17 protein-coding genes are annotated in these 18,931 nt (G+C 71.9%); 4 read left to right on the top strand and 13 right to left on the bottom strand.

Going from position 1 to position 18,931, the window contains the following annotated elements; translation table 11 throughout:
* Positions 1-737 precede the first annotated feature (737 nt).
* From AB0E94_RS09440 to rimP, 9 genes are all read right to left on the bottom strand, one after another.
* Positions 738-2,069, bottom strand: coding sequence for an MATE family efflux transporter (locus AB0E94_RS09440; RefSeq protein WP_360324344.1), 1,332 nt, complete (start codon positions 2,067-2,069; stop codon positions 738-740).
* A 426-nt stretch (positions 2,070-2,495) separates the two neighbouring features.
* Positions 2,496-3,506 carry a bifunctional oligoribonuclease/PAP phosphatase NrnA gene (locus tag AB0E94_RS09435; protein ID WP_360324342.1) on the bottom strand — a complete coding sequence of 337 codons (1,011 nt, stop codon included), beginning with the start codon at positions 3,504-3,506 and terminating at the stop codon, positions 2,496-2,498.
* Complete coding sequence (gene rbfA / locus AB0E94_RS09430; protein WP_360324340.1) at positions 3,503-3,976, bottom strand: 30S ribosome-binding factor RbfA; 474 nt, start codon at positions 3,974-3,976, stop codon at positions 3,503-3,505. Before rbfA ends, AB0E94_RS09435 begins: the two co-directional genes overlap by 4 nt.
* A gap of 72 nt (positions 3,977-4,048) precedes the next feature.
* A complete protein-coding gene (locus tag AB0E94_RS09425) occupies positions 4,049-4,342 on the bottom strand; it encodes a DUF503 domain-containing protein (protein ID WP_360324338.1) in 294 nt (97 codons plus the stop codon).
* Positions 4,343-4,373: 31 nt separating this feature from the next.
* Complete coding sequence (locus tag AB0E94_RS09420; RefSeq protein WP_360324336.1) at positions 4,374-5,399, bottom strand: SAM-dependent methyltransferase; 1,026 nt, start codon at positions 5,397-5,399, stop codon at positions 4,374-4,376.
* Between the two features lie 66 nt (positions 5,400-5,465).
* A complete protein-coding gene (gene infB / locus AB0E94_RS09415; protein ID WP_360324559.1) occupies positions 5,466-8,573 on the bottom strand; it encodes a translation initiation factor IF-2 in 3,108 nt (1,035 codons plus the stop codon).
* Positions 8,574-8,689: 116 nt separating this feature from the next.
* Positions 8,690-9,067 carry a YlxR family protein gene (locus AB0E94_RS09410; protein WP_360324557.1) on the bottom strand — a complete coding sequence of 126 codons (378 nt, stop codon included), beginning with the start codon at positions 9,065-9,067 and terminating at the stop codon, positions 8,690-8,692.
* The gene (gene nusA / locus AB0E94_RS09405) at positions 9,045-10,061 is read right to left on the bottom strand and encodes a transcription termination factor NusA (protein ID WP_360324334.1); all 1,017 of its coding nucleotides are present in this window, start codon (positions 10,059-10,061) and stop codon (positions 9,045-9,047) included. The genes AB0E94_RS09410 and nusA overlap by 23 nt, the downstream gene beginning before the upstream one ends.
* Positions 10,058-10,678: a ribosome maturation factor RimP gene (gene rimP, locus AB0E94_RS09400; RefSeq protein WP_360324332.1), complete on the bottom strand. Its 621-nt coding sequence runs from the start codon at positions 10,676-10,678 to the stop codon at positions 10,058-10,060. The genes nusA and rimP overlap by 4 nt, the downstream gene beginning before the upstream one ends.
* 140 nt (positions 10,679-10,818) lie before the next feature.
* Between rimP and AB0E94_RS09395 the strand changes: the two genes are divergently transcribed.
* The 3 genes from AB0E94_RS09395 (at position 10,819) to AB0E94_RS09385 (ending at position 12,514) form a co-directional block, all read left to right on the top strand.
* On the top strand, positions 10,819-11,268 hold the full coding sequence (locus AB0E94_RS09395) for a hypothetical protein (RefSeq protein WP_360324330.1): 450 nt from the start codon (positions 10,819-10,821) through the stop codon (positions 11,266-11,268).
* Positions 11,269-11,336: 68 nt separating this feature from the next.
* Positions 11,337-11,762 carry a ferritin-like domain-containing protein gene (locus AB0E94_RS09390; protein ID WP_360324328.1) on the top strand — a complete coding sequence of 142 codons (426 nt, stop codon included), beginning with the start codon at positions 11,337-11,339 and terminating at the stop codon, positions 11,760-11,762.
* 44 nt (positions 11,763-11,806) lie between these two features.
* Positions 11,807-12,514 (top strand): nucleotidyltransferase domain-containing protein, encoded by a 708-nt coding sequence (locus AB0E94_RS09385; protein WP_360324326.1) that lies wholly within the window; start codon positions 11,807-11,809, stop codon positions 12,512-12,514.
* Here AB0E94_RS09385 and map read toward each other — a convergent pair.
* Positions 12,511-13,368 (bottom strand): type I methionyl aminopeptidase, encoded by an 858-nt coding sequence (gene map / locus AB0E94_RS09380; RefSeq protein ID WP_317790576.1) that lies wholly within the window; start codon positions 13,366-13,368, stop codon positions 12,511-12,513. The genes AB0E94_RS09385 and map overlap by 4 nt on opposite strands.
* 82 nt (positions 13,369-13,450) lie before the next feature.
* Here map and AB0E94_RS09375 point away from each other — a divergent pair, with 82 nt between their 5' ends.
* Positions 13,451-13,765, top strand: a complete 315-nt coding sequence (locus AB0E94_RS09375; RefSeq protein WP_360324324.1) for an STAS domain-containing protein — start codon at positions 13,451-13,453, stop codon at positions 13,763-13,765.
* 9 nt (positions 13,766-13,774) lie between these two features.
* Here AB0E94_RS09375 and AB0E94_RS09370 read toward each other — a convergent pair whose 3' ends face one another.
* The 3 genes from AB0E94_RS09370 to AB0E94_RS09360 form a co-directional block, all read right to left on the bottom strand.
* The gene (locus AB0E94_RS09370; protein ID WP_360324322.1) at positions 13,775-17,329 is read right to left on the bottom strand and encodes a SpoIIE family protein phosphatase; all 3,555 of its coding nucleotides are present in this window, start codon (positions 17,327-17,329) and stop codon (positions 13,775-13,777) included.
* 62 nt (positions 17,330-17,391) lie between these two features.
* Entirely contained in the window at positions 17,392-18,126 is a 735-nt protein-coding gene (locus AB0E94_RS09365) for a gamma-glutamyl-gamma-aminobutyrate hydrolase family protein (RefSeq protein WP_360324320.1), read from the bottom strand.
* Positions 18,111-18,824, bottom strand: a complete 714-nt coding sequence (locus AB0E94_RS09360; RefSeq protein ID WP_360324318.1) for a gamma-glutamyl-gamma-aminobutyrate hydrolase family protein — start codon at positions 18,822-18,824, stop codon at positions 18,111-18,113. The genes AB0E94_RS09365 and AB0E94_RS09360 overlap by 16 nt, the downstream gene beginning before the upstream one ends.
* Positions 18,825-18,931: the final 107 nt, after the last annotated feature.

Below are 18,931 nucleotides of genomic sequence, written 5' to 3'. Positions count from 1 at the left end.
CACCGCCCGCCCCTCACCTCCCCCGCCTCGCCTCCCTCTCGGCCGCCCCGCCCACCTCGCCTTCCCCGCCTCGCCTCCCGTCTCGACCGTCTCGCCCCCGTCTCGACCGTCTCGCCTCCCCCATTCGCGATCTTGTTGACTTCGGGCACACCTGTCCCGCCCTCGAATTTCGCCATTTGTGAAGCGACATTGCAGGTCAGGGCCGCAGCCGAAGTGAATCTTGCATTCGCCCTGGTCAGCACCCTCCCCAACGAGCTCCGCAAGATCACCGCGAGGTCCTACGGCCTCTGGACGGCCGTCCAGAGGCGATACCGGGAGCGGACCGCCGAGGGCGGGCACGCTGGCCGCAGCGGCGGTCAGCGCACACGTTCGCCGATCGTGTGCGCCTGCTTCGCTCTGACGGGGACGGGCGCACACGTTGTGCCGTCCGTGTGCGCCCGTCGTCGTCCCGGCGAGGATGAAATCGCACATTGCCGCATTGTGTGCGCTGGTCGTCGCACCCCCGGCCGAGCGCTGGCGACCGCGTCTAGCGGACCGCGTCTCGCGGAAGGCCGACGACCAAGGCTTGCGACGACGGACACCGGTGCGCCGTCACCCAAACGATCCCCGAAATGGCGAGACTCGAGTGTCCCCGCCGAAGTCAACAAGATCGACACGGGAAGGGGCGGAAGAACCGGAAGGAGGGAAGGCCGGGAAGGGCCGAAGGCCGGGAAGGGCCGAAGGGCGGGAAGGGCGGGTCAGCGGACGGCGCCGGTGATCAGCCAGCGTGGGGAACGCCACCGCCACACCAGACCGGCGAACCGGGCCAGCGTGAACAACCCGAGCCCGGCCCACACCCCGCCGAGCCCGAGATCGAGCGCATAGGCGGTCCAGATCGCCGGAAGGAACCCGAGCAGCGCCGACAGGATCGTCAGGGTACGCAGGAACGCCACGTCCCCGGCCCCGATGAACACCCCGTCCAGCGCGTAGACGACACCTGCGAACGGCAGCAGGGCCACGAACCAGGGCCAGATGATCGCCGCCTGTTCGTGCACCGCCGGGTCCGGGGTGAACCAGCCGGGCACCACCGAGGCCCCGGCCGCCGCCAGCACGGCGAAGCCGACCGCGGCGACCCCACCGGCCAGGGTGACCCGGCGGGCCACGTCACGGGCCTCGTCGGTGGCGCCGGCCCCGAGAGCCGCGCCGACCAGTGACTGGGCCGCGATGGCCACCGCGTCCAGAGCGAGGGCGGCGAAGAACCAGAGTTGCAGGCCGATCTGGTGAGCGCCCACCGCGGCGACCCCGAACCGGGAGGCGACCGCGGTCGCGGACAGGAAGCAGGCCTGGAAGGCGGCGCCCCGGATGAGCAGGTCACGGCCGAGCACCACCTGCCGCACGATGATCGACGGCACCGGCCGCAGCGCGCGGGTCTCGCGGATCAGCGCGATCAGGAAGAGCGCGCCGCCGAGGGTCTGCGCGGTGACGTTCGCGATGGCCGAGCCGGTCAGCCCGAGCCCGGCGCCGTAGACCAGGAGCGGGCAGAGGATCGCGGAGAGCACGTTGGCGCCGAGCACGATCCAGAGCGGGCGGCGGGTGTCCTGGACTCCGCGCATCCAGCCGTTGCCGGCCGCGGCGAGCAGCAGGCCGGGAGCGCCCAGCACGGCGATCCGCAGCCAGTCCGCGGCGGCCTCGGCGGTCGCCGGGTCACCGGCCAGGATCCCGGCGAGCGGCCGGGCGGCGACGATCCCGCCCACAGCGAGGAGCAGGCCGGCGCCGAGTGCCAGCCAGGAGGCCTGGACGCCTTCGGCGACGGCGGCGGCCCGGTCACCGGCCCCGAAGCGGCGGGCGGCACGACCGGTGGTCCCGTACGCCATGAGTGTCCCGAACCACACGGCGAACGACATGACCGTCCCGCCGATCGCGACGGCGGCCAGCGGGAGGGACCCGAGGTGGCCGACGACCGCGGTGTCGACGAGGACGTAGAGCGGCTCGGCGGCCAGGACCACGAGCGCGGGCAGGGCCAGGCCGGCTATCCGGCGGGCCGTCGCGGTGCGCTGTGGCTGGGTGGGCGCATCGGCAGGCGGGCTCATGGCTACCCATGATGCCCGCCCACTGGTAAGGGTCGCAAGACGACCCGTTGCTTACACCTACTGACGCGTGTCCATCGACGTCTGGAGCGCGCGGCGCGCCTGCTCGGCGGAGTCGTCAGTGGGCTTGGGCTTCGGCTTGGCAGCCATGAGAGTTTCCTTCCAGCACGGATTGGTCGAGCGGAGCGTCACCAGCCGGCCCCGGGATCGCCGCGGCCACTGGCCCAGGTGACGCGACCCGGGGCGGTGGTCCCGGGTGGCTCGAGGGCTCGCAGGCGGCATCGGTGGCAGCCGCGGCGAACCAAATCACCGTTCAGGTCCCAAACTAACGTTCAGTCCCGCCGTTGCAGGCCTGGATCCCGCGATCCGGGATGGAAAAGGCGGGCGCCACCCTCCCGGGTGACCCCCGCCACGCAGCGGAAACGGCTGCTAACTCAGGTATTCGTCAACTAGCCGACGCACCGTGTCCATCACGTCGGACGGCTCCCCGTACCCGGTGAAACCGGCCGCCAGCCGGTGACCGCCACCGCCCTGCGAGACTGCCACACCACTCACGTCGACCGCGCCCTTGCTGCGCAACGACACCGACCACTCGCCGGCCGCCACCTGCTTCACCACCACCGACACGTCCGCCTCGGCCACCGAGCGGACCGGGTCGATCAGGGTGTCCAGCACGTACGGCGGCTGCGCGTGCCGTTCCAGGTCGGCCAGCGTCGCGTACGTCCAGACCATGCCCTGCCCGCCGGCCGCGGCCGGCTCCAGGACCGCCCGGCCGAGCACCTCGCCGGTGAGTTTCATCGCACCGAAGGGCTTGCTGTCGAAGATCCGCCGGGAGATCTCCCCCGGCCGGATCCCGGTGGCGATCAGCCGCGCCGCCAGCTCGTGCACCGACACCGTGGTCATGTCGAACTTGAACGAGCCGGTGTCGGTTGCCAGCGCGACGTAGAAGCACTCGGCGATCTCCTGGTCCAGCGGCACCCCGAGACGGCTGAGCAGCCCGTCGGCCACCACCGAGGTCGCCGCCGCGTGCGGGTCGACCAGCCGCACGCCACCGAATCCGGTGTTCGACGCGTGATGGTCGAGGATCACACTGGCCGGCGCGGCCGCGACCCGTCCGGCGAGCGCGCCGAGACGCGACTCGCTCGCCACGTCGAAGACCAGCACCAGGCGCGGGTCAGCGAAGGCGTCCGGTTCGGGCACGAGCAGATCAACACCGGGGAGCTTCTGGTACGGCGTAGGCACCACGAAATCACCGGGGAACGTCGCCCGGACCCGGGTGAACCCCAGGCGTCGCAGCCCGAGCCCGAAACCGAGCATGCTGCCGAGCGCGTCCCCGTCCGGGCTCACGTGGCAGATCAGCTGGATCTCGTCGCCGGGGCCGGCCGCGCGGACCGCCGCCACCGCGGCGGCCCACTGATCGGCGGACGGGCCCTCGGTCACCCCTTGTCCTCGCGGGCGCCGACCGGCTCCGGCTCGTCGTCCTCGAGCTCGTCCTCGTCCTCGCTCTTGTACGGGTCCGGGTCCCCGGCATACGTCGCGCCGGCCGCGATCTGCTGGACCTCCTGGTCCCGGTGCCGGGCCTCGGCCAGCAGGTCGTCGATCTCCTTGACGTGCTCCTGGACGTTGTCCAGCACGAACGTCAGGCTCGGCGAGTGCCGCAGCGCCAGCGCGTGCCCGACCCGGGTGCGCAGCATGCCCTTCGCGCTCTCCAGAGCGGCCGCTGTGGACGCCTGCTCGGTCACGTCACCCAGAACCGTGTAGAAGACCGTCGCCTCGCGCAGATCGCCGGTGATCCGGGCGTCCGTGATCGTCACCATGCCGAGGCGGGGATCCTTGATCTCCCGCACCAGCCTGGCCACCAGCTCCTTGATCCGCTCGGCGTGCCGGCGCGTCTTGGCTGGGTTGGACATATCGCCCACCTCCGACTGTGTATCCCGCGGGTACTACCGCCCCCGCCCAACTGCTGAAGCGTACCCAGGCGCTCAATCGTCGTCGCCGTACAGCCTTCGCTTCACGGAGAGCAGCTCGATCTCGGGGCGCCCGGCCACCTGGTTCTCACAGGTGTCGACGACGGAACGCGCCTGGGACGCTTCCGCCGCCACCACGGCCACCCCGATCTGCGCACGGCCGTGCAGGTCGTGCAGGCCGACCTCGGCGACGCTGACGTCGAACTTCTTCAGCATCGCGATGATCGGCCGGACGTAGGAACGCTTCTGCTTCAGCGAATGCGAGTCACCGGGCAGGAGCAGGTCGAAGATCGCGGTCTCGGTATACATCAGCGAGCAGGCTACTCGGCGGGCCCGCTGTTCAGCGCGGGATTTTGCGGGCCACGATCACGTCACGCTCGATGCCCTGGTCCACCCGGTGCTCCAGCGGCAGGTGCTCGACGATCTCCAGACCGTTGGCGAACAGGATGTCCTCGGCCAGTTCCCGCTTGGCCACCTTGGTGTTCCAGGACAGTCCGATCGCGCCGCCCGGGCGCAGCAGCGGCAGCCATTCCGGCACGGCCCGCTCCAGCAGGTCCAGCGGGCGCCGGGAGATGCCACCGCCGTCGTCGTAGCTGCCGTGCGCCACCCCGTACGGCAGGTCGGCGACCAGCACGTCCGCCACGTTGCCCCGGATCAGGCCCTCCAGCCCGGTGGTGTCGGCGTGCAGCACCGTGACCTTCTGCACGGCGCCGGCCTTGTGATCGTCCTTACTGGCGGCCATCGTCACCTCCAGCCGGCGGGCGGCCCGGCGGCCCTGGCGGCGCATCGGCACCAGCTCGGCGGTGTGCTTGAGCCGCTTGCGCTTCAGCCAGGTCTGGAGGAAGAGCTTGTACGCCTCGACGTCCTTGCCGTCGATCTCCACGCCGATGCCGTCGTAGCCGTACATCAAAGCCTGGTTGAGGGTCGTCCCCCGGCCGCACAGCGGGTCGAGGACGGTGAGGCCGCCGTCGAGCATCCGCCTCGCGGAGGCGGAGGCCAGCAGGGTGAGGTTGAGGACCAGCTTGGTGAACTGCTCGTTGGTCTTGCCCGCATACTTCGGGATCGTGATGAGGTCGCTGTCGTAGCGGGCCAGCGGGGTCAGTGTCAGCGGCCGCAGCAGATCCTCGACCCGCTCGAAGAGGGCGTAGGCGGAGGAGAGATTCGACAGGTACGCGATGTCGGTGTCGCCGAGCTGGGCGTTGAACGTCAGGTACTCCACCCCGCCGATCAGCGACACCTCGATGTCGGCGAGCTCCGACGAGAGGACCGGCGCGAACGCGGCCAGCTCCGCCTGGGACATGCGCGACGCCTGATCGGCGTAGACGCGGTTGGCGGACGGAGCAAGCAGCAAGGCATACCGGGACATGCGGTCATTCTGCCGAGACGGCCCCCGGTGCCTGAGCACCGGGGGCCGTCAACGAGGCGTTCGGGGTTACGCGCGCGGCTTCTCGCGCATCTCCCACGTCTCGATGGTGTCGCCGACCTGCGGGGAGCCGTAGCCGCTCAGGGTCAGACCACACTCGAAGCCCTCGCGGACCTCGGTGGCGTCGTCCTTGAACCGCTTCAGCGAGCTGATCGTGACGTTGTCGGCCACGACCGTGCCGTCCCGGATGATCCGGGCCTTGGCGTTCCGCTTGATCAGGCCCGAGCGGACGATACAACCGGCGATGAGACCGATCTTGGACGAGCGGAAGACCTCGCGGATCTCCGCGGTGCCCAGCTCGACCTCTTCGAACTCCGGCTTGAGCAGGCCCTTCAGAGCCGCCTCGATCTCCTCGATGGCCTGGTAGATCACGCTGTAGTAGCGGATCTCCACGCCGGCGCGGTCGGCCATCTCCTTGACCTTGTTCGAGGCCCGGACGTTGAAGCCGATGATCGTGGCGACCTGGTCGGACGAGGCCGACGCCAGGTTGACGTCGCTCTCGGTGATCGCACCGACACCGCGGTGGATGACCTTGAGCTCGACCTCGCTCGGGATCTCGATCTTGAACAGCGCCTCTTCGAGGGCCTCGACCGAACCCGAACCATCACCCTTGATGATCAGGGTGAGAGCAGTCGTCTCGCCCTTCTCGATCTCGCGCATGATGTCTTCCATCGACTTCCGGCGACCCGAGTTGGCGAAGGTCGCCGCACGACGGCGAGCCTGCCGCTGCTCGGCGATCTGCCGCACGGTGCGGTCGTCCTCAGCCGCGAGGAAGGTGTCACCCGCACTCGGAACCGAGGTGAGACCGAGCACCAGGACCGGACGGGCCGGACCGGCCTCGGCGACCGTGTTGCCGTTCTCGTCGAGCATGGCCCGGACGCGACCGTGCGCACCACCGGCCACGATCGAGTCACCGGCCCGCAGCGTGCCCTTCTGCACCAGGACGGTGGCCACGGCGCCGCGACCCTTGTCCAGGTGGGCCTCGACCGCGACACCCTGGGCGGGGCCGTCGATCGGGGCGGTCAGCTCGAGCGCCGCGTCGGCGGTCAGCAGGACGGCCTCGAGGAGGTCGTCGATGCCGATGCCGGGCTTGGCCGCGACGTTGACGAACATCGTGTCGCCGCCGTACTCCTCAGCGAGCAGGCCGTAGTCGGTCAGCTGCTGCCGGACCTTGTCCGGGTTGGCGTCCGGCTTGTCGACCTTGTTCACCGCGACGACGATCGGCACGTCGGCCGCCTTCGCGTGGTTGAGCGCCTCGACCGTCTGCGGCATGACGCCGTCGTCGGCCGCGACCACCAGGATCACGATGTCGGTCACCTTGGCGCCACGGGCACGCATGGCGGTGAACGCCTCGTGACCCGGGGTGTCGATGAAGGTGATCGCCCGGTCCTCCCCCTGGTGGGGGACGACGACCTGGTAGGCGCCGATGTGCTGGGTGATGCCACCCGCCTCGCCGGCGACCACGTTGGTCTTGCGGATCGCGTCGAGCAGCTTCGTCTTACCGTGGTCGACGTGACCCATGACGGTCACCACCGGCGGACGGGTGACCAGACGGTCCTCCGCCACCTCGGCGTCGAGGTCGATGTCGAACTGCGCGAGCAGCTCGCGGTCCTCGTCCTCGGGGCTGACGATCACGACGTTGAAGCCCAGGTGCTCACCGAGCAGCAGCAGGGTGTCGTCGGACACCGACTGCGTCGCGGTGACCATCTCGCCCAGGTTGAACATCTCCTGGACGAGCGAGCCCGGGTTGGCGTTGATCTTGTCGGCGAAGTCGGAGAGCGACGAGCCACGCGAGAGCCGGACGTCCTGGCCACTACCGCGAGGAGCGCCAGAGCTCATCTGCGGGGCGGACAGGTTGTCGAACTCTTGACGCCGCTGCTTCTTCGACTTGCGGCCACGGGTCGGCCGGCCGCCGGGACGCCCGAAGGCACCCGCCGCACCGCCGCCACGACCGCGGCCACCGGGACCGCCGCCACCGGGACGACCGGGAGCGCCGGCACCGACCGGGCCACCGCCGCCGCCACCGGGACCACCCGGACGGAAGCCACCGCCACCGCCACCGGGACCACCCGGACGGAAGCCACCACCGGCACCGCCGCCGCCACCGGGGCGGAAACCGCCACCGGCGCCGCCGCCACCACCGCGGTAGCCGCCACCGCCACCACCGGGACCGCCACGACCGGCGCCGCCGGGACCGCCCGGACGGCCTGCGCCGCCACCGGGGCCACCACGACCGCCGCCGGGACCGGCGGGACGCTGCGAGGGCATCGAGGCGGGGCTGGGCCGCGGCGGCATCGAGGCAGGGCTCGGCCGCGGCGGCATGCCCGCCTGGTTCGGACGCGGCATCGAGGCCGGCGAGGGACGCGCTGCGCCGCCGCCGGAGACACCGAACGGGTTGTTACCCGGGCCACGCGCGGGCGGGCGCGGAGCGCCGCCGGCCGGACCGGGACGGGGACCACCGGGGGCGCCCGGACCACCCTGACCACCGGAACGACCGGCGGCGGGCGAACCCGGACGGGGCGGAACACTGCCGGGGCCGGGCCGCGGGCCGCCGCGCTGAGCGCCGCCCTCGGTCGTGCCCTGACGGCGCTCGGCATCCCGGGTGCGGGCGGCCTGTGCGGCCTTGACCGCGGCCTCCTGCTCGGCCTTCAGCGCCGAGGCGCGCGCCTCGGCGGCCGCCACCTCGATGTCGTGCGCGCTGGCCGGCTTGGCGACCGGACCGGGCGTGGGGCCCGGACGGCCGGGGACACCCGGCTTGGGACCCGGACGGAACGGACCGGGGGTGGGCGCGGGGGAAGTAGGGCTGTTGGTGGGCGCGCTCGGCGCGGGACCCGGACGACGCGGCGGCTGCGGCCGCCCCATCGGGGGACCCGGACGCGGGGCGCCGGACGGGCCGGGGCCACCAGAGGTGGGCGCACTCGGCGCCGGAGCCGATGAGGACGCCGGAATGGCGCCACCCTGCTCCAGGGCGCCACGCAGCCGGCGGGCCACGGGGGCCTCGACGGTGCTGGACGCGGATTTAACGAACTCGCCCATCTCCTTCAGAGTGGCGAGAACGGTCTTGCTGTCGACCCCGAGCTCTTTGGCGAGCTCGTGTACGCGGGCCTTGCCTGGCACTGCACTCCTCACTTCGAGGTCGTACGAGCAGCGCCCGCACAGACCTCACTCGTGCACTAGAAGCCTGGTCATTTCAGGGACTTCATCGTGTGCTCATCTGGGTCGTCCTACCTTGCTCAGTCGTGACGAGGCGGCGACGCCTCGTCATCGGTGGATCCACACGGCACGGAGACCATGCGGATGTGCTCCGCAAGCAGTTCTGGGTTAGCAAGTCCAGTGAGACGCAACGCACGCCCGAAGGCGCGACGTCGCTCTGCCTGCGCGAAGCAGGCCGGATCGGGATGCAGATGTGCTCCCCGCCCCGGCAGTCGGCGGGCCGGATCGGGCAGAAGCCGGAGGTCTCCCCCCGAATCTGCCGCGACGAACCGCAGCAAACGATCGGCCGGCGCGCGTTTGCGGCAGCCGACGCAGGTTCGCGTCGGGCCGACCGAGAGCAAGTCTACCTCTCGTTCGCGCCGCACGCGTATCCGGTCAGTTCCCCGCCTCGGCCGCATCACGGTCCGAGACTCCGGCCGGCTCGCTGTCCGGACGGATGTCGATACGCCAACCTGTGAGACGGGCGGCCAGCCGGGCGTTCTGCCCCTCCCGGCCGATCGCCAGCGACAGCTGGAAGTCCGGCACGGTCACCCTGGCCGTACGGCTGGCCGCGTCCACCACCTCGACCCGCAGGGCCTTGGCCGGGGAGAGCGCGTTGCCGACGAACTGGGCCGGGTCGTCCGACCAGTCGATGATGTCGATCTTCTCGCCGTGCAGCTCGCTCATGACCGCCCGGACCCGCTGGCCCATCGGGCCGATACAGGCGCCCTTCGCGTTCACGCCCTGCACGGTCGACCGCACCGCGATCTTCGTACGGTGACCTGCCTCACGTGCGATCGCGGCGATCTCCACGGTCCCGTCGGCGATCTCCGGCACCTCGAGGGCGAACAGCTTCTTCACCAGGGCCGGGTGCGAGCGGGACAGGGTGATCTGCGGGCCGCGGAAGCCCTTGGCCACGTGCACCACGATGCAGCGGATCCGGGTGCCGTGCGGGTACGTCTCCCCGGGCACCTGCTCGGACTGCGGCAGAACCGCCTCCAGCTTGCCCAGGTCGACCGTCACGATGTGTTTCTCGGCACGGGCGGCGTCGGCCTGCACCACACCGGTGACCAGGTCGCCGTCGCGCCCCGCATACTCCCCGAAGTGCTGCTCGTCGGTGGCCTCCCGGAGCCGCTGCAGGATGACCTGCTTGGCGGTCATCGCGGCGATCCGGCCGAAGTCGTGTGGTGTGTCGTCCCACTCACGGACCAGGGTGCCGTCCTGGTCGAACTCCTGCGCCAGCACGGAGGCCACACCGCTCTTGCGGTCGATCTCCACCCGGGCGTGGCTCTCCGAGCCCTCGGTGTGCCGGTAGGCGGTCAGCAGAGCGGTCTCGATGGCCGCCAGGATGGTCTCGAACGGGATCTCCCGCTCGCGCTCCAGGGCGCGCAGCGCCGCGAGGTCGATGTTCATTCCTCGCCCTCCCCTTCGTCGTCGTCTTCTTCGTCGTCGGACTCGTCGAACTCGGCTTCGTCCATGCGCTTGAACTCGATCTGGACCCTGCCCGCCCCCAGCTCGGCGTAGCCCAGCTCCCGGATCGTCCCGTCCACGTCGAGCGTCACGCCGGTCTCGCCGGCCGAGATCACCCGGCCGGTCAGCCCGTTGACCGCGACCAGGCGCCCGGTGTTGCGCCGCCAGTGCCGCGGCTGGGTGAGCGGCCGGTCCACCCCGGGTGAGCCGACCTCCAGCTGATACTCCCCGGCCAGCAGCTCGCCACCGGCCTCTTCGGCCGCGTCGAGCGCCTCGGAGATCTGCCGGGAGACGATCGCCACGTCGTCCAGGCTGATGCCGCCGTCGGTGTCGATCAGAACCCGGACCACGTGCCGGCGGCCGGCCCGGGACAGGTTGAGGTCCTCCAGGTCGTAGCCGGCCTTGGTGACGACCGGCTCGACCACCTCGCGGACCCGGGCGCGCGCGGCGGTCAGGTCGACACGGGGTGGGATGGGATTACGGGTCTCCGGCTCCGGCCGGGTGCGGCGGGCGCCGGGGCGACCGCCGGGCCGGGCCCCGGCGCGACCACGCTGCGTCATCGGGCTCGACCTCTCGCTAGCTTTCTCGCAGGAACGACTATATGCCGCCGGGCAGTTCATGGCCCCGCGGCTGACGCGAAGCGTAACGTGCCGACCGGCGGGGCGAAGCAGCGCCGCACCGAATGGTGTTCACTGGCACCGTGCTGACGAACTCACGGCGGAACTTCCTCGGCGTCCTGCTGGGTTCCGCGGCGCTCGCGGGCTGCGGCGTCTTCGACTCCGAGCCCGAGCCCGCTCCCCAGCCGGATGCCTTCCAGCCCCTGCTCGACGAGGCACTCGCGCTGGCCGCGGCGTACGACCGCTTGATCGTCTCGCAGCCCGCGCTGGCCACCCGGCTCACCCCGCTGGCCGAGGACCACCGGGCGCACGCCGCCGATCTGACCCGGCTGATCGGCGCCGCGGTGGTGTCGGCCGCCCCGTCGGCGTCGGCTCCGTCCGCGCCCGCGGACAGCATCGCCACGCTGCGTAAGGCCGAGCAGGCCGGGCAGAAGGCCGCGGCGGCCGCCTGCAAGACCGCCCCGGCGGACCGGGCGATGCTGGCCGGCTCGATCGCCGCGTGCCGCGCGACGCACGCCGAAGCACTGCGCTGACCCGGCCCGGCACGATCCCCGCATGATCGCCGGGGCGCTGCCCTGACCTGACCGGATACTCTTCGCGCGTGACGGAACAACTCGCCGCCGCCCTCGCCGCCGAGGAGGCGGCCATCTATGCCTACGGCGTGATCGGCGTGCACCTGACCGACGCCGACGAGGTGTCCCGGGCCCGCGCCGCCGACCTGGAGCACCGGGCCCGGCGTGACGACCTGATCGACCGCATCGACGAGTTGCGGGCCAGCGCCGCGCCGGCCCCGGCCGCCTATGCGCTGCCGTTCGAGGTGACCGACCGGGAGGGCGCGCTGAAGCTGGCCGTCCACGTGGAGGACGGGGTGGCCCAGGCCTGGCGGGCGCTGCTGCCGGTCACCGAGGGCGACGAGCGCAGCGACGCACTGTCGCATTTGACCGACTCCGCAGTTCGTGCGACCCGCTGGCGGCGCATCGCCGAGGTCACGCCGCTGACAATGGCCTTCCCGGGCCGCCCGGGCTGATGATCACGCCACCCGGCAGAGGGTGGATGCCCGAGAATGGGCCTGTGATCGCCGAGCTCGACACCACCATGCCCCGCGGGTCGCTCGCGATCCGGCTGCGCGACGCCGTGCAGGAGCGCTGGCCGGCCGAGGTCCAGTCGATCGGGCTGTGCGGGTCGATGGCACACGGCGACGACACCGAGAGCAGCGACGTCAATCTGGTCGTCATCACGTTCCGTCCGCGGACCGGGCCGAAACCGGCCCGCCGCAGGGTCGACGGCATCCCGGTCGACCTGCGGGTGACGACCGCCGAGGAGGGGCTGGGCCAGGCCCGGCAGCTGACCACCTACTGGCCGATGCAGGCCGACACCTACATCACCACGTTCCCGCTGCACGATCCGCAGGAGTGGTTCAAGGTGCGGCGGGAGGCCCACCTCAGTCTGCTGGCCGAGGCCCGGCCGATGGAGTTCACCGGCCTGGCCCGGCAGAACTGGGCGATAGCCAACAGCGCGCACGCCCGGGCGGTGCGCCTCACCCAGTGGTATGAGACCGACGCCGCCCTGATCCTGATGGCCGAGGCCCGGCTGCACGCCGCCCTGGTCGCCGGTTTCCTGACCCGCACCTACTTCCGCAACACGGCCGACGCGGTCAAGCACACCGGGGTGGCCGCGGCCGACATGCAGGAGCTCGGGGCGATCCTGCGGTACCAGGCCGAGGAGCTGACCGCCCGCGGCCGCCCGGTCGACGGCCGGCTCGGCGCCCTCTTCGACTAGGGCAGGGTGAGAATCTCGTAACCGTCGTCGGTGACCACGAGGGTGTGCTCGAACTGGGCGGTCCACCGGCGGTCCTTGGTGACGACCGTCCACCCGTCACGCCACATCTCGTACTCGTGGGTGCCGAGCGTGATCATCGGCTCGATGGTGAACGTCATGCCCGGTTCCATCACCGTGGTGAGCTGCGGGTTGTCGTAGTGCGGAATGTACAGCCCGGAGTGGAACGTCTCGCCGATCCCGTGGCCGGTGAAGTCACGGACCACGCCATACCCGAACCGGCGCGCATACGCCTCGATGACCCGGCCGATCGCGTTGATCGGGCGGCCCGGCGCGACCGCGCGGATGCCCCGCATCATCGCCTCACGGGTGCGCTCGACGAGCAGCCGGGCCTCGTCGCTCACGTCACCGACCAGGAAGGTCGCGTCGGTGTCGCCGTGCACCCCGTTCAGGTACGCGGTGACGTCCACGTTGATGATGTCGCCGTCCTCCAGCACGGTGGAGTCCGGGATGCCGTGGCAGATCACCTCGTTGAGCGACGTGCAGCACGACTTGGGGAAGCCCTTGTAGCCCAGCGTCGACGGGTAGGCGTTGTGATCGAGCAGGAACTCGTGCACCACCCGGTCGATCTCGTCGGTGGTCACGCCCGGCTTGCAGTGCTCGCCGGCGAGCTGGGTGGCCTGCGCCGCGATCCGGCCCGCGATCCGCATCTTCTCGATCGTCTCGGTGGACTGCACGTGCGAGCCGCGCCACTGCTGGGGGCGTTTCTTCCCGACGTACTCGGGGCGGACGATCTGTGCCGGGACCGATCGCGCACGCGACTGCTTTCCGGGCACGAGTGGGGCACGTACGGTCATGACGAACAGCCTAACCGGCGGCCGCGGCGCCGACCGGCCCCGTCCTTGCCGGTGCGCGGACCGCTGTGGAATCGTATTCGGCGTGGATCAAGAGGGTGCGGACCCGGGCTTCTCCGCAGTCGGCGAGGTGGCCGGTGACCGGGTCACGGTCACGGTGACCGGCGAGGTCGACATGGCGACCGCCGGGGCGTTGTTCGAGGCGGCCACACCGGGCCGGGTGACCACGGCGACGGTGGATCTGCGGGCGGTCACCTTCTTCGACTCGGCCGCCATCCACACCCTGGTCCGCCTGGCCGACCACTACGCGGGCGCGATCGAGGTGCTCGCCTCCGACCGGGTGCGCCGGGTCCTCGACATAGCCGGCTTGAGCACCCAGCCCTGGCTCAAGGAAGGCTGAGCCGGCAGCTCAAGAAGAGCTGACCGGAGCACCGAGCGGCCGCCGCAGGGTGACCTCGGTGCCTTCGGCGGAGCGGTGCACCGACAGTTCGGTGAGCGCGCCGATCAGCGCCAGCCCCCGCCCACGGAACCCGGCGTCCCCGGCCGGCCGCCAGCCCCCGGTGTCCCGGACCGACACCAGCACCGCGTCCTCGAGCAGCGACGCGGTCACGGTGATCACCGGCTCGGCCGGGTCGACCGGGTGCTCGATGGCGTTCGCGGCCGCCTCGGAGGCCGCCACCACCAGGTCGAACGCGTCCTCCTCGGGCACCTCGTGGGCGGCCAGGAAATCCTCCAGACGGCGGCGCAGCACGGTGAGCAGGCCCGGTTCGGCGGGCAGCCGCAGCACGAACTCGCTGGGCTCGGTCACCTCCAGCGCGACCAGGGCGATGTCGTCGCGCCGGGTCTGCCGGGCGGCCTTGGCCAGCAGCGCGTCCAGCAGGTCGTCGATGTGCTCGGTGGGCTTGGCGACGTCGGCGGTCAGCTCGGCGAGACCGCTGTCGATGCCCTGCCGGCGGTCCTCGATCAGGCCGTCGGTGTAGAGCAGCAGCCGGGCGCCGGCGGTCAGTTCGATCTCCCGGTTCGGGTAGGTGACGTCGCCGAGCGCCCCGATCGGCGGTCCGAGGGCCGGGCCGTACAGGAAGGCGCCCGGCCCGCCGGGCGGGATCAGCACAGGTGACGGGTGCCCGGCTGAGGAGAAACTCATCCGCCGGGTCCGCGGGTCGAACCCGACACAGAGCACGGTCGCGAACTGCCGCCGGCCCAGCGTGTCCACCAGCCGGTTCAGCCGGGACAGCGCCGAGCCGCAGTCGAAACCCTCCAGCAGGTACGCCCGGAGCGCGTTACGCAGCTGCCCCATGCCCGCGGCGGCCTGCACGCCTTTGCCCACCACGTCGCCGATGACCAGGTAGAGCACGCCGTCCGGGCCGGCGATCACGTCGTACCAGTCGCCGCCGACCCGGGCCTCGCTGCTGCCCGGCACGTACCGTCCGGCCACGAGGGCCCCCGGCACCCGCGGCAGCGAATGCGGCAGCAGGCTGTGCTGGAGGGTCGAGGCGATCCGGTGCTCGGTCTCGTAGAGGCGGGCGTTGGCCAGCCGCAACCCGACCAGGCGGGCCAGCTGGGTGAGCACCACCGGCTCGACCGGCACGCCGGGACCGGCCCACACCCGCAGCTCGCCGAGCGGCGGCCCGCTGGTCGCCGGCAGCGGCAGGATCAGGTCTGGCGGGGCGGTTCCGGCGGCGCCGCCGTCACGTTCGGCCCGGCCCTCCGGGGTGGTCAGCACCACCCGGCCGGCCGACGTCATGGCCAGCACGTGCCGGGCCGCGACCTCCAGCACCTCGGCGGTGGTGGGCACGGCGTTGAGCGCGGCGGCCGCGTCGACCAGCCCGCGGAGCCGGCTCACGGTCTCCCGGCGCTGCTGTCCCAGCTCCAGGTTGGCCCGGACCCGCGCGGTCAGCTCCCGGGTGGAGAAGGGTTTGACCAGGTAGTCGTCGGCACCCGCGGAGAGGCCTTCGACCGCGGCCTCCTCACCGGCGCGGGCGGAGAGCACGACGATCGGCACATCCCTGGTACGCGGATCGGCGCGCAACCCGGCGATCAGGCCGAACCCGTCCAGCCGCGGCATCATCACATCGGTGAGCACCAGGTCGAACTGTTGTTCCCGGGCCAGTTCCAGGGCGGCCGTCCCGTCCACCGCGGTGACCACGTCCCAGTACGGCCCGAGCAGCCGGGACACGTGCTCGCGCAGGTCGGCGTTGTCGTCGGCGAGCAGGATGCGGCCGCCGGGCCCGCGGTGCACGGGTTGCGGGGCGGCCGGCCCGTCCCCGGCCCACCAGGTCGCCTCGTCGACCCAGAGCCGGGGCTCGACCGGGTCGCCGGGTGGCGCCGGGTCGTCGCTGATCCGGTCGGCGGGCAGGTGGGCCGAGCCGAACGGGAGCCGGACGGTGAACTCGCTGCCCTGGCCGGGGCGGCTGCGCACGCCCACCGAGCCGCCGTGCAGCCCGGCCAGCTCACGGACCAGCGCCAGGCCGATGCCGGTGCCCTCGTGGCTGCGCGACCAGGCGCCGGTGACTCGGTGGAACCTGTCGAAGAGCAGCGCCTGCTCGGTCTCCGGGATGCCGACGCCGGTGTCGCGGACGGAGAGCTCGGCGTGGCCGTCCCCGGCCCGGACCCGGACCTCGACGACGCCGTCCCGGGTGAACTTGACGGCGTTGGAGAGCAGGTTGAAGACGATCTTCTCCCAGAGCTCGTGGTCGACGTGGACCGGCTCGCCCAGCGGCGGCGTGTCCACGGTCAGCGTCAGCCCGGCCCGTTCGATGGCCGGCCGGAAGGTCCCGGCCAGCCGGGCGGTGTGTTGTGCCAGGTCGGTGGGCCGGAAGACGGCGGCCATCCGCCCGGACTCCATCCGGGAGAAGTCGAGCACGGTGTTGACCAGTTTGAGCAGCCGCAGCGCGTTGCGGTGCACCGGCCGCAGGCGGTCCCGGGGTGGCCCGCCGAGCGCCGGGTCCTCGATCAGATCCTCCAACGGACCGAGGATCAACGTCAGGGGGGTACGGAACTCGTGGCTCACGTTCGAGAAGAAGTTGGTCTTCGCCTGATCGAGGGCGGCCAGCTCGGCGGCCCGGCGGCGTTCCTGCTCGTACGCCCGGACGTTGGCCACCGCCCGGGAGATCTGGGCCGCCGCCAGGTCGAGGAAGTCGCGGTAGTCGCCGTCCAGCGCCAGATAGCGGCTGACTCCGACGACCAGGGCGCCGACCGTGTCCGCGGCCACGCCGATCGGCAGCACCAGCGCCTCGGCCGCGGCGGACGGCACGGGGCCGGCCACCTCGGTCAGCTGGACGAGACCGGGCCGGCCGCTGGTGATCACCGCCCGGATCCGCGGGTGTGGCTCCGGGCCGTCCAGAACCACCGACGCGAACGGCACGTCCTCGGCGTTGCCGGTGAGCACCGCGGCCGCCTCGGCGGCGAGGGCGGTCTGGTCGGGTGAGTCGGCCAGGCGGCGGCCGAGGGCGCTCAGGGTCCGCACCCGGCGTTCGCCGAGGACCCGGGCGGTGGTCTCGGTGACGATGCACAGCACTCCGCCGGGCACACCGTCGGCGGACCGGATCGGGTCGTAGGAGATGTCGAAGTAGGTCTCCTCGACGAACCCGTACCGCTCGATCATGAACAGGTGGTCGCCCGCGTAGAACGACGTGTCGTCGGCGATCACCCCGTCGAACAGCTCACGCAGCACGTCCCAGACCTCGGCCCACAGGTCGCGGCCGGGCCGTCCGAGGAACCCCGGGTGTTTGCTGCCCAGCACTCCGGCGTAGGCGTCGTTGTAGAGCACCACGTGCTCCGGGCCCCAGAAGACGATGATCTGGGCACGGGAGGCGAGCATGGTGGCCACCGCGTCGGCCAGCTCGGGCGGCCAGGACGACGGATCACCGATCGGGGTGGCGGACCAGTCCAGGGTGGACATCCGGGCGCCCATCTCGCCGCCCCGCTCGAAGGCGTTGCGGAGCCGCCTCGGCAGGGCGCCCATATGCATGCCTCCCACACATCCGGTCCGGTCGCACGTTAACACCGGACCGGTGCGCCCGCTCGTCAGGCGGCGACGGCGCGGGCCCGTGCCGAGGCCTCCGCCAGCGCGGCGAAGGCCCGCAGGTCGGAGGTCCGCTCGGGGTGCCACTGCACGCCGAGGGCGAAGGACAGCCCCGGGTGCTCGACGATCTCGATCACCTGGTCGTCGGGGCACCAGCCGACCGGCCGGAACCCGCCCGGGTCGCCGATCGCCTGGTGGTGGAACGAGTTCACGGTGAGGCTGCGGCCGAACAGCCGGTACGCCGCGCTGTCCTCCTCGACGACCACGTCGTGCCGGCCGTAGTCGGAGGCGCCGGCGGCGAGCGGGTCGGTGCCGGCCGCGGCCCGGTGGCGTTCGTGCCCGACCAGGTCCGGCAGGTGCTGGTGCAGCGAGCCGCCGGTGGCCACGGCCATCAGCTGCATGCCCCGGCAGACACCGAGCATCGGCAGGTCGGCCTCCAGCGCGGCGCGCATCAGCATCAGCTCGGAGGTGTCGCGGACCGTGTCGACCTCGGTGGCCGGGTGCCGCGGGGCGCCCCAGTTGGCCGGGTCGATGTCGCCGCCGCCGCAGAAGACGATGCCGTCGAGCGATTCGAGCACGTCGGTGCCCGGGTCGTCCGGGGTGATCAGGACGGCTCGGCCACCGGTGGCGTGCACCGCCTTCACGTAGTTCATCGGCAGCATCGCGGCCAGCAGGTCGTTGCGGCCGTGGTGGATCTGCTCGGCGTAGGCGGTGAGTCCGATCAGCGGTCTGCGCATGCTTGCGTGAGCTCCTTCGATGCCGCCGCCACCAGGGCGCCGAAGAGCCGCCGGTCCCGGCTCACCTCCGGATGCCACTGGACACCGAGCACGAAACGCCGCTCCGGGTCCTCGACCACTTCGGGCAGGCCGTCGGCGGCCCGCCCGGTGACGGTCAGCGAGCCCGGGTCGGCGACGCCCTGGTGGTGGAAGCAGTTGATGGTCAGGTCTTCGCCCATCAGGGCGGCGATTCTGCTCTCCGGTTCGAGGACGACCTGCTGAGAGCCGTAGACGCCCGGCGCCGGCCGGTGCTTCTCGTGGCCGAGCAGGTCGGGCAGGTGCTGGTGCAGGGTGCCACCGGCGGCGGCGGTGAGCAGCTGCATGCCCCGGCAGACGCCGAGGATCGGCAGGTCCCGGTCGAGGGCGCCGCGGAGCAGGGTGAGCTCTCCGGCGTCCCGGTCCGGCTGGAAGACGGTGTGCGGGCCGGGCTCCTGGCCGTAGAGCGACGGCTGGATGTCGGCGCCGCCGGCCAGCAACAGCCCGTCGATCCGGTCGAGCACGTCCGCGTCGAGGTCGTCCGGCGGCAGGATCACCGCGCGGCCACCGGCGAGCCGGACGGCCTCGGTGTAGTCGTACGGGACCAGCGTGGTCGGGAGATCGGTCCAGACGCCCCAGCTGGCGGGCAGCACATAGGACGTTATGCCGATGATCGGACGCATCGCACCACCGTAGTCACAGGCGCGCGGCGCCGGACAACCGACGCCGCGTCACGGGCCCATCTGTCCCACCTACACGGGGATCTGACCCGTACGGGCGGGGATTCGAC

This window comes from Actinoplanes sp. NPDC026670, from assembly GCF_040638175.1.
Classification (GTDB): Bacteria; Actinomycetota; Actinomycetes; order Mycobacteriales; family Micromonosporaceae; genus Actinoplanes.
The sequence above is the reverse complement of the archived record's forward strand: the minus strand, read 5'-3'. Positions and strand labels throughout refer to the sequence as shown.

Excerpts from the sequence above, each read along its gene's own strand:
- AB0E94_RS09410 (WP_360324557.1), bottom strand. The coding sequence starts at position 9,067 with ATGCGGCCGAGGCGGGGAACTGACCGGATACGCGTGCGGCGCGAACGA.
- nusA (WP_360324334.1), bottom strand. The coding sequence starts at position 10,061 with ATGAACATCGACCTCGCGGCGCTGCGCGCCCTGGAGCGCGAGCGGGAG.
- AB0E94_RS09365 (WP_360324320.1), bottom strand. The coding sequence starts at position 18,126 with ATGCGCAGACCGCTGATCGGACTCACCGCCTACGCCGAGCAGATCCAC.
- AB0E94_RS09370 (WP_360324322.1), bottom strand. The coding sequence starts at position 17,329 with ATGGGCGCCCTGCCGAGGCGGCTCCGCAACGCCTTCGAGCGGGGCGGC.
- AB0E94_RS09420 (WP_360324336.1), bottom strand. The coding sequence starts at position 5,399 with ATGTCCCGGTATGCCTTGCTGCTTGCTCCGTCCGCCAACCGCGTCTAC.
- AB0E94_RS09360 (WP_360324318.1), bottom strand. The coding sequence starts at position 18,824 with ATGCGTCCGATCATCGGCATAACGTCCTATGTGCTGCCCGCCAGCTGG.
- map (WP_317790576.1), bottom strand. The coding sequence starts at position 13,368 with ATGACCGTACGTGCCCCACTCGTGCCCGGAAAGCAGTCGCGTGCGCGA.
- AB0E94_RS09425 (WP_360324338.1), bottom strand. The coding sequence starts at position 4,342 with ATGTATACCGAGACCGCGATCTTCGACCTGCTCCTGCCCGGTGACTCG.
- rbfA (WP_360324340.1), bottom strand. The coding sequence starts at position 3,976 with ATGTCCAACCCAGCCAAGACGCGCCGGCACGCCGAGCGGATCAAGGAG.
- AB0E94_RS09440 (WP_360324344.1), bottom strand. The coding sequence starts at position 2,069 with ATGAGCCCGCCTGCCGATGCGCCCACCCAGCCACAGCGCACCGCGACG.
- rimP (WP_360324332.1), bottom strand. The coding sequence starts at position 10,678 with ATGACGCAGCGTGGTCGCGCCGGGGCCCGGCCCGGCGGTCGCCCCGGC.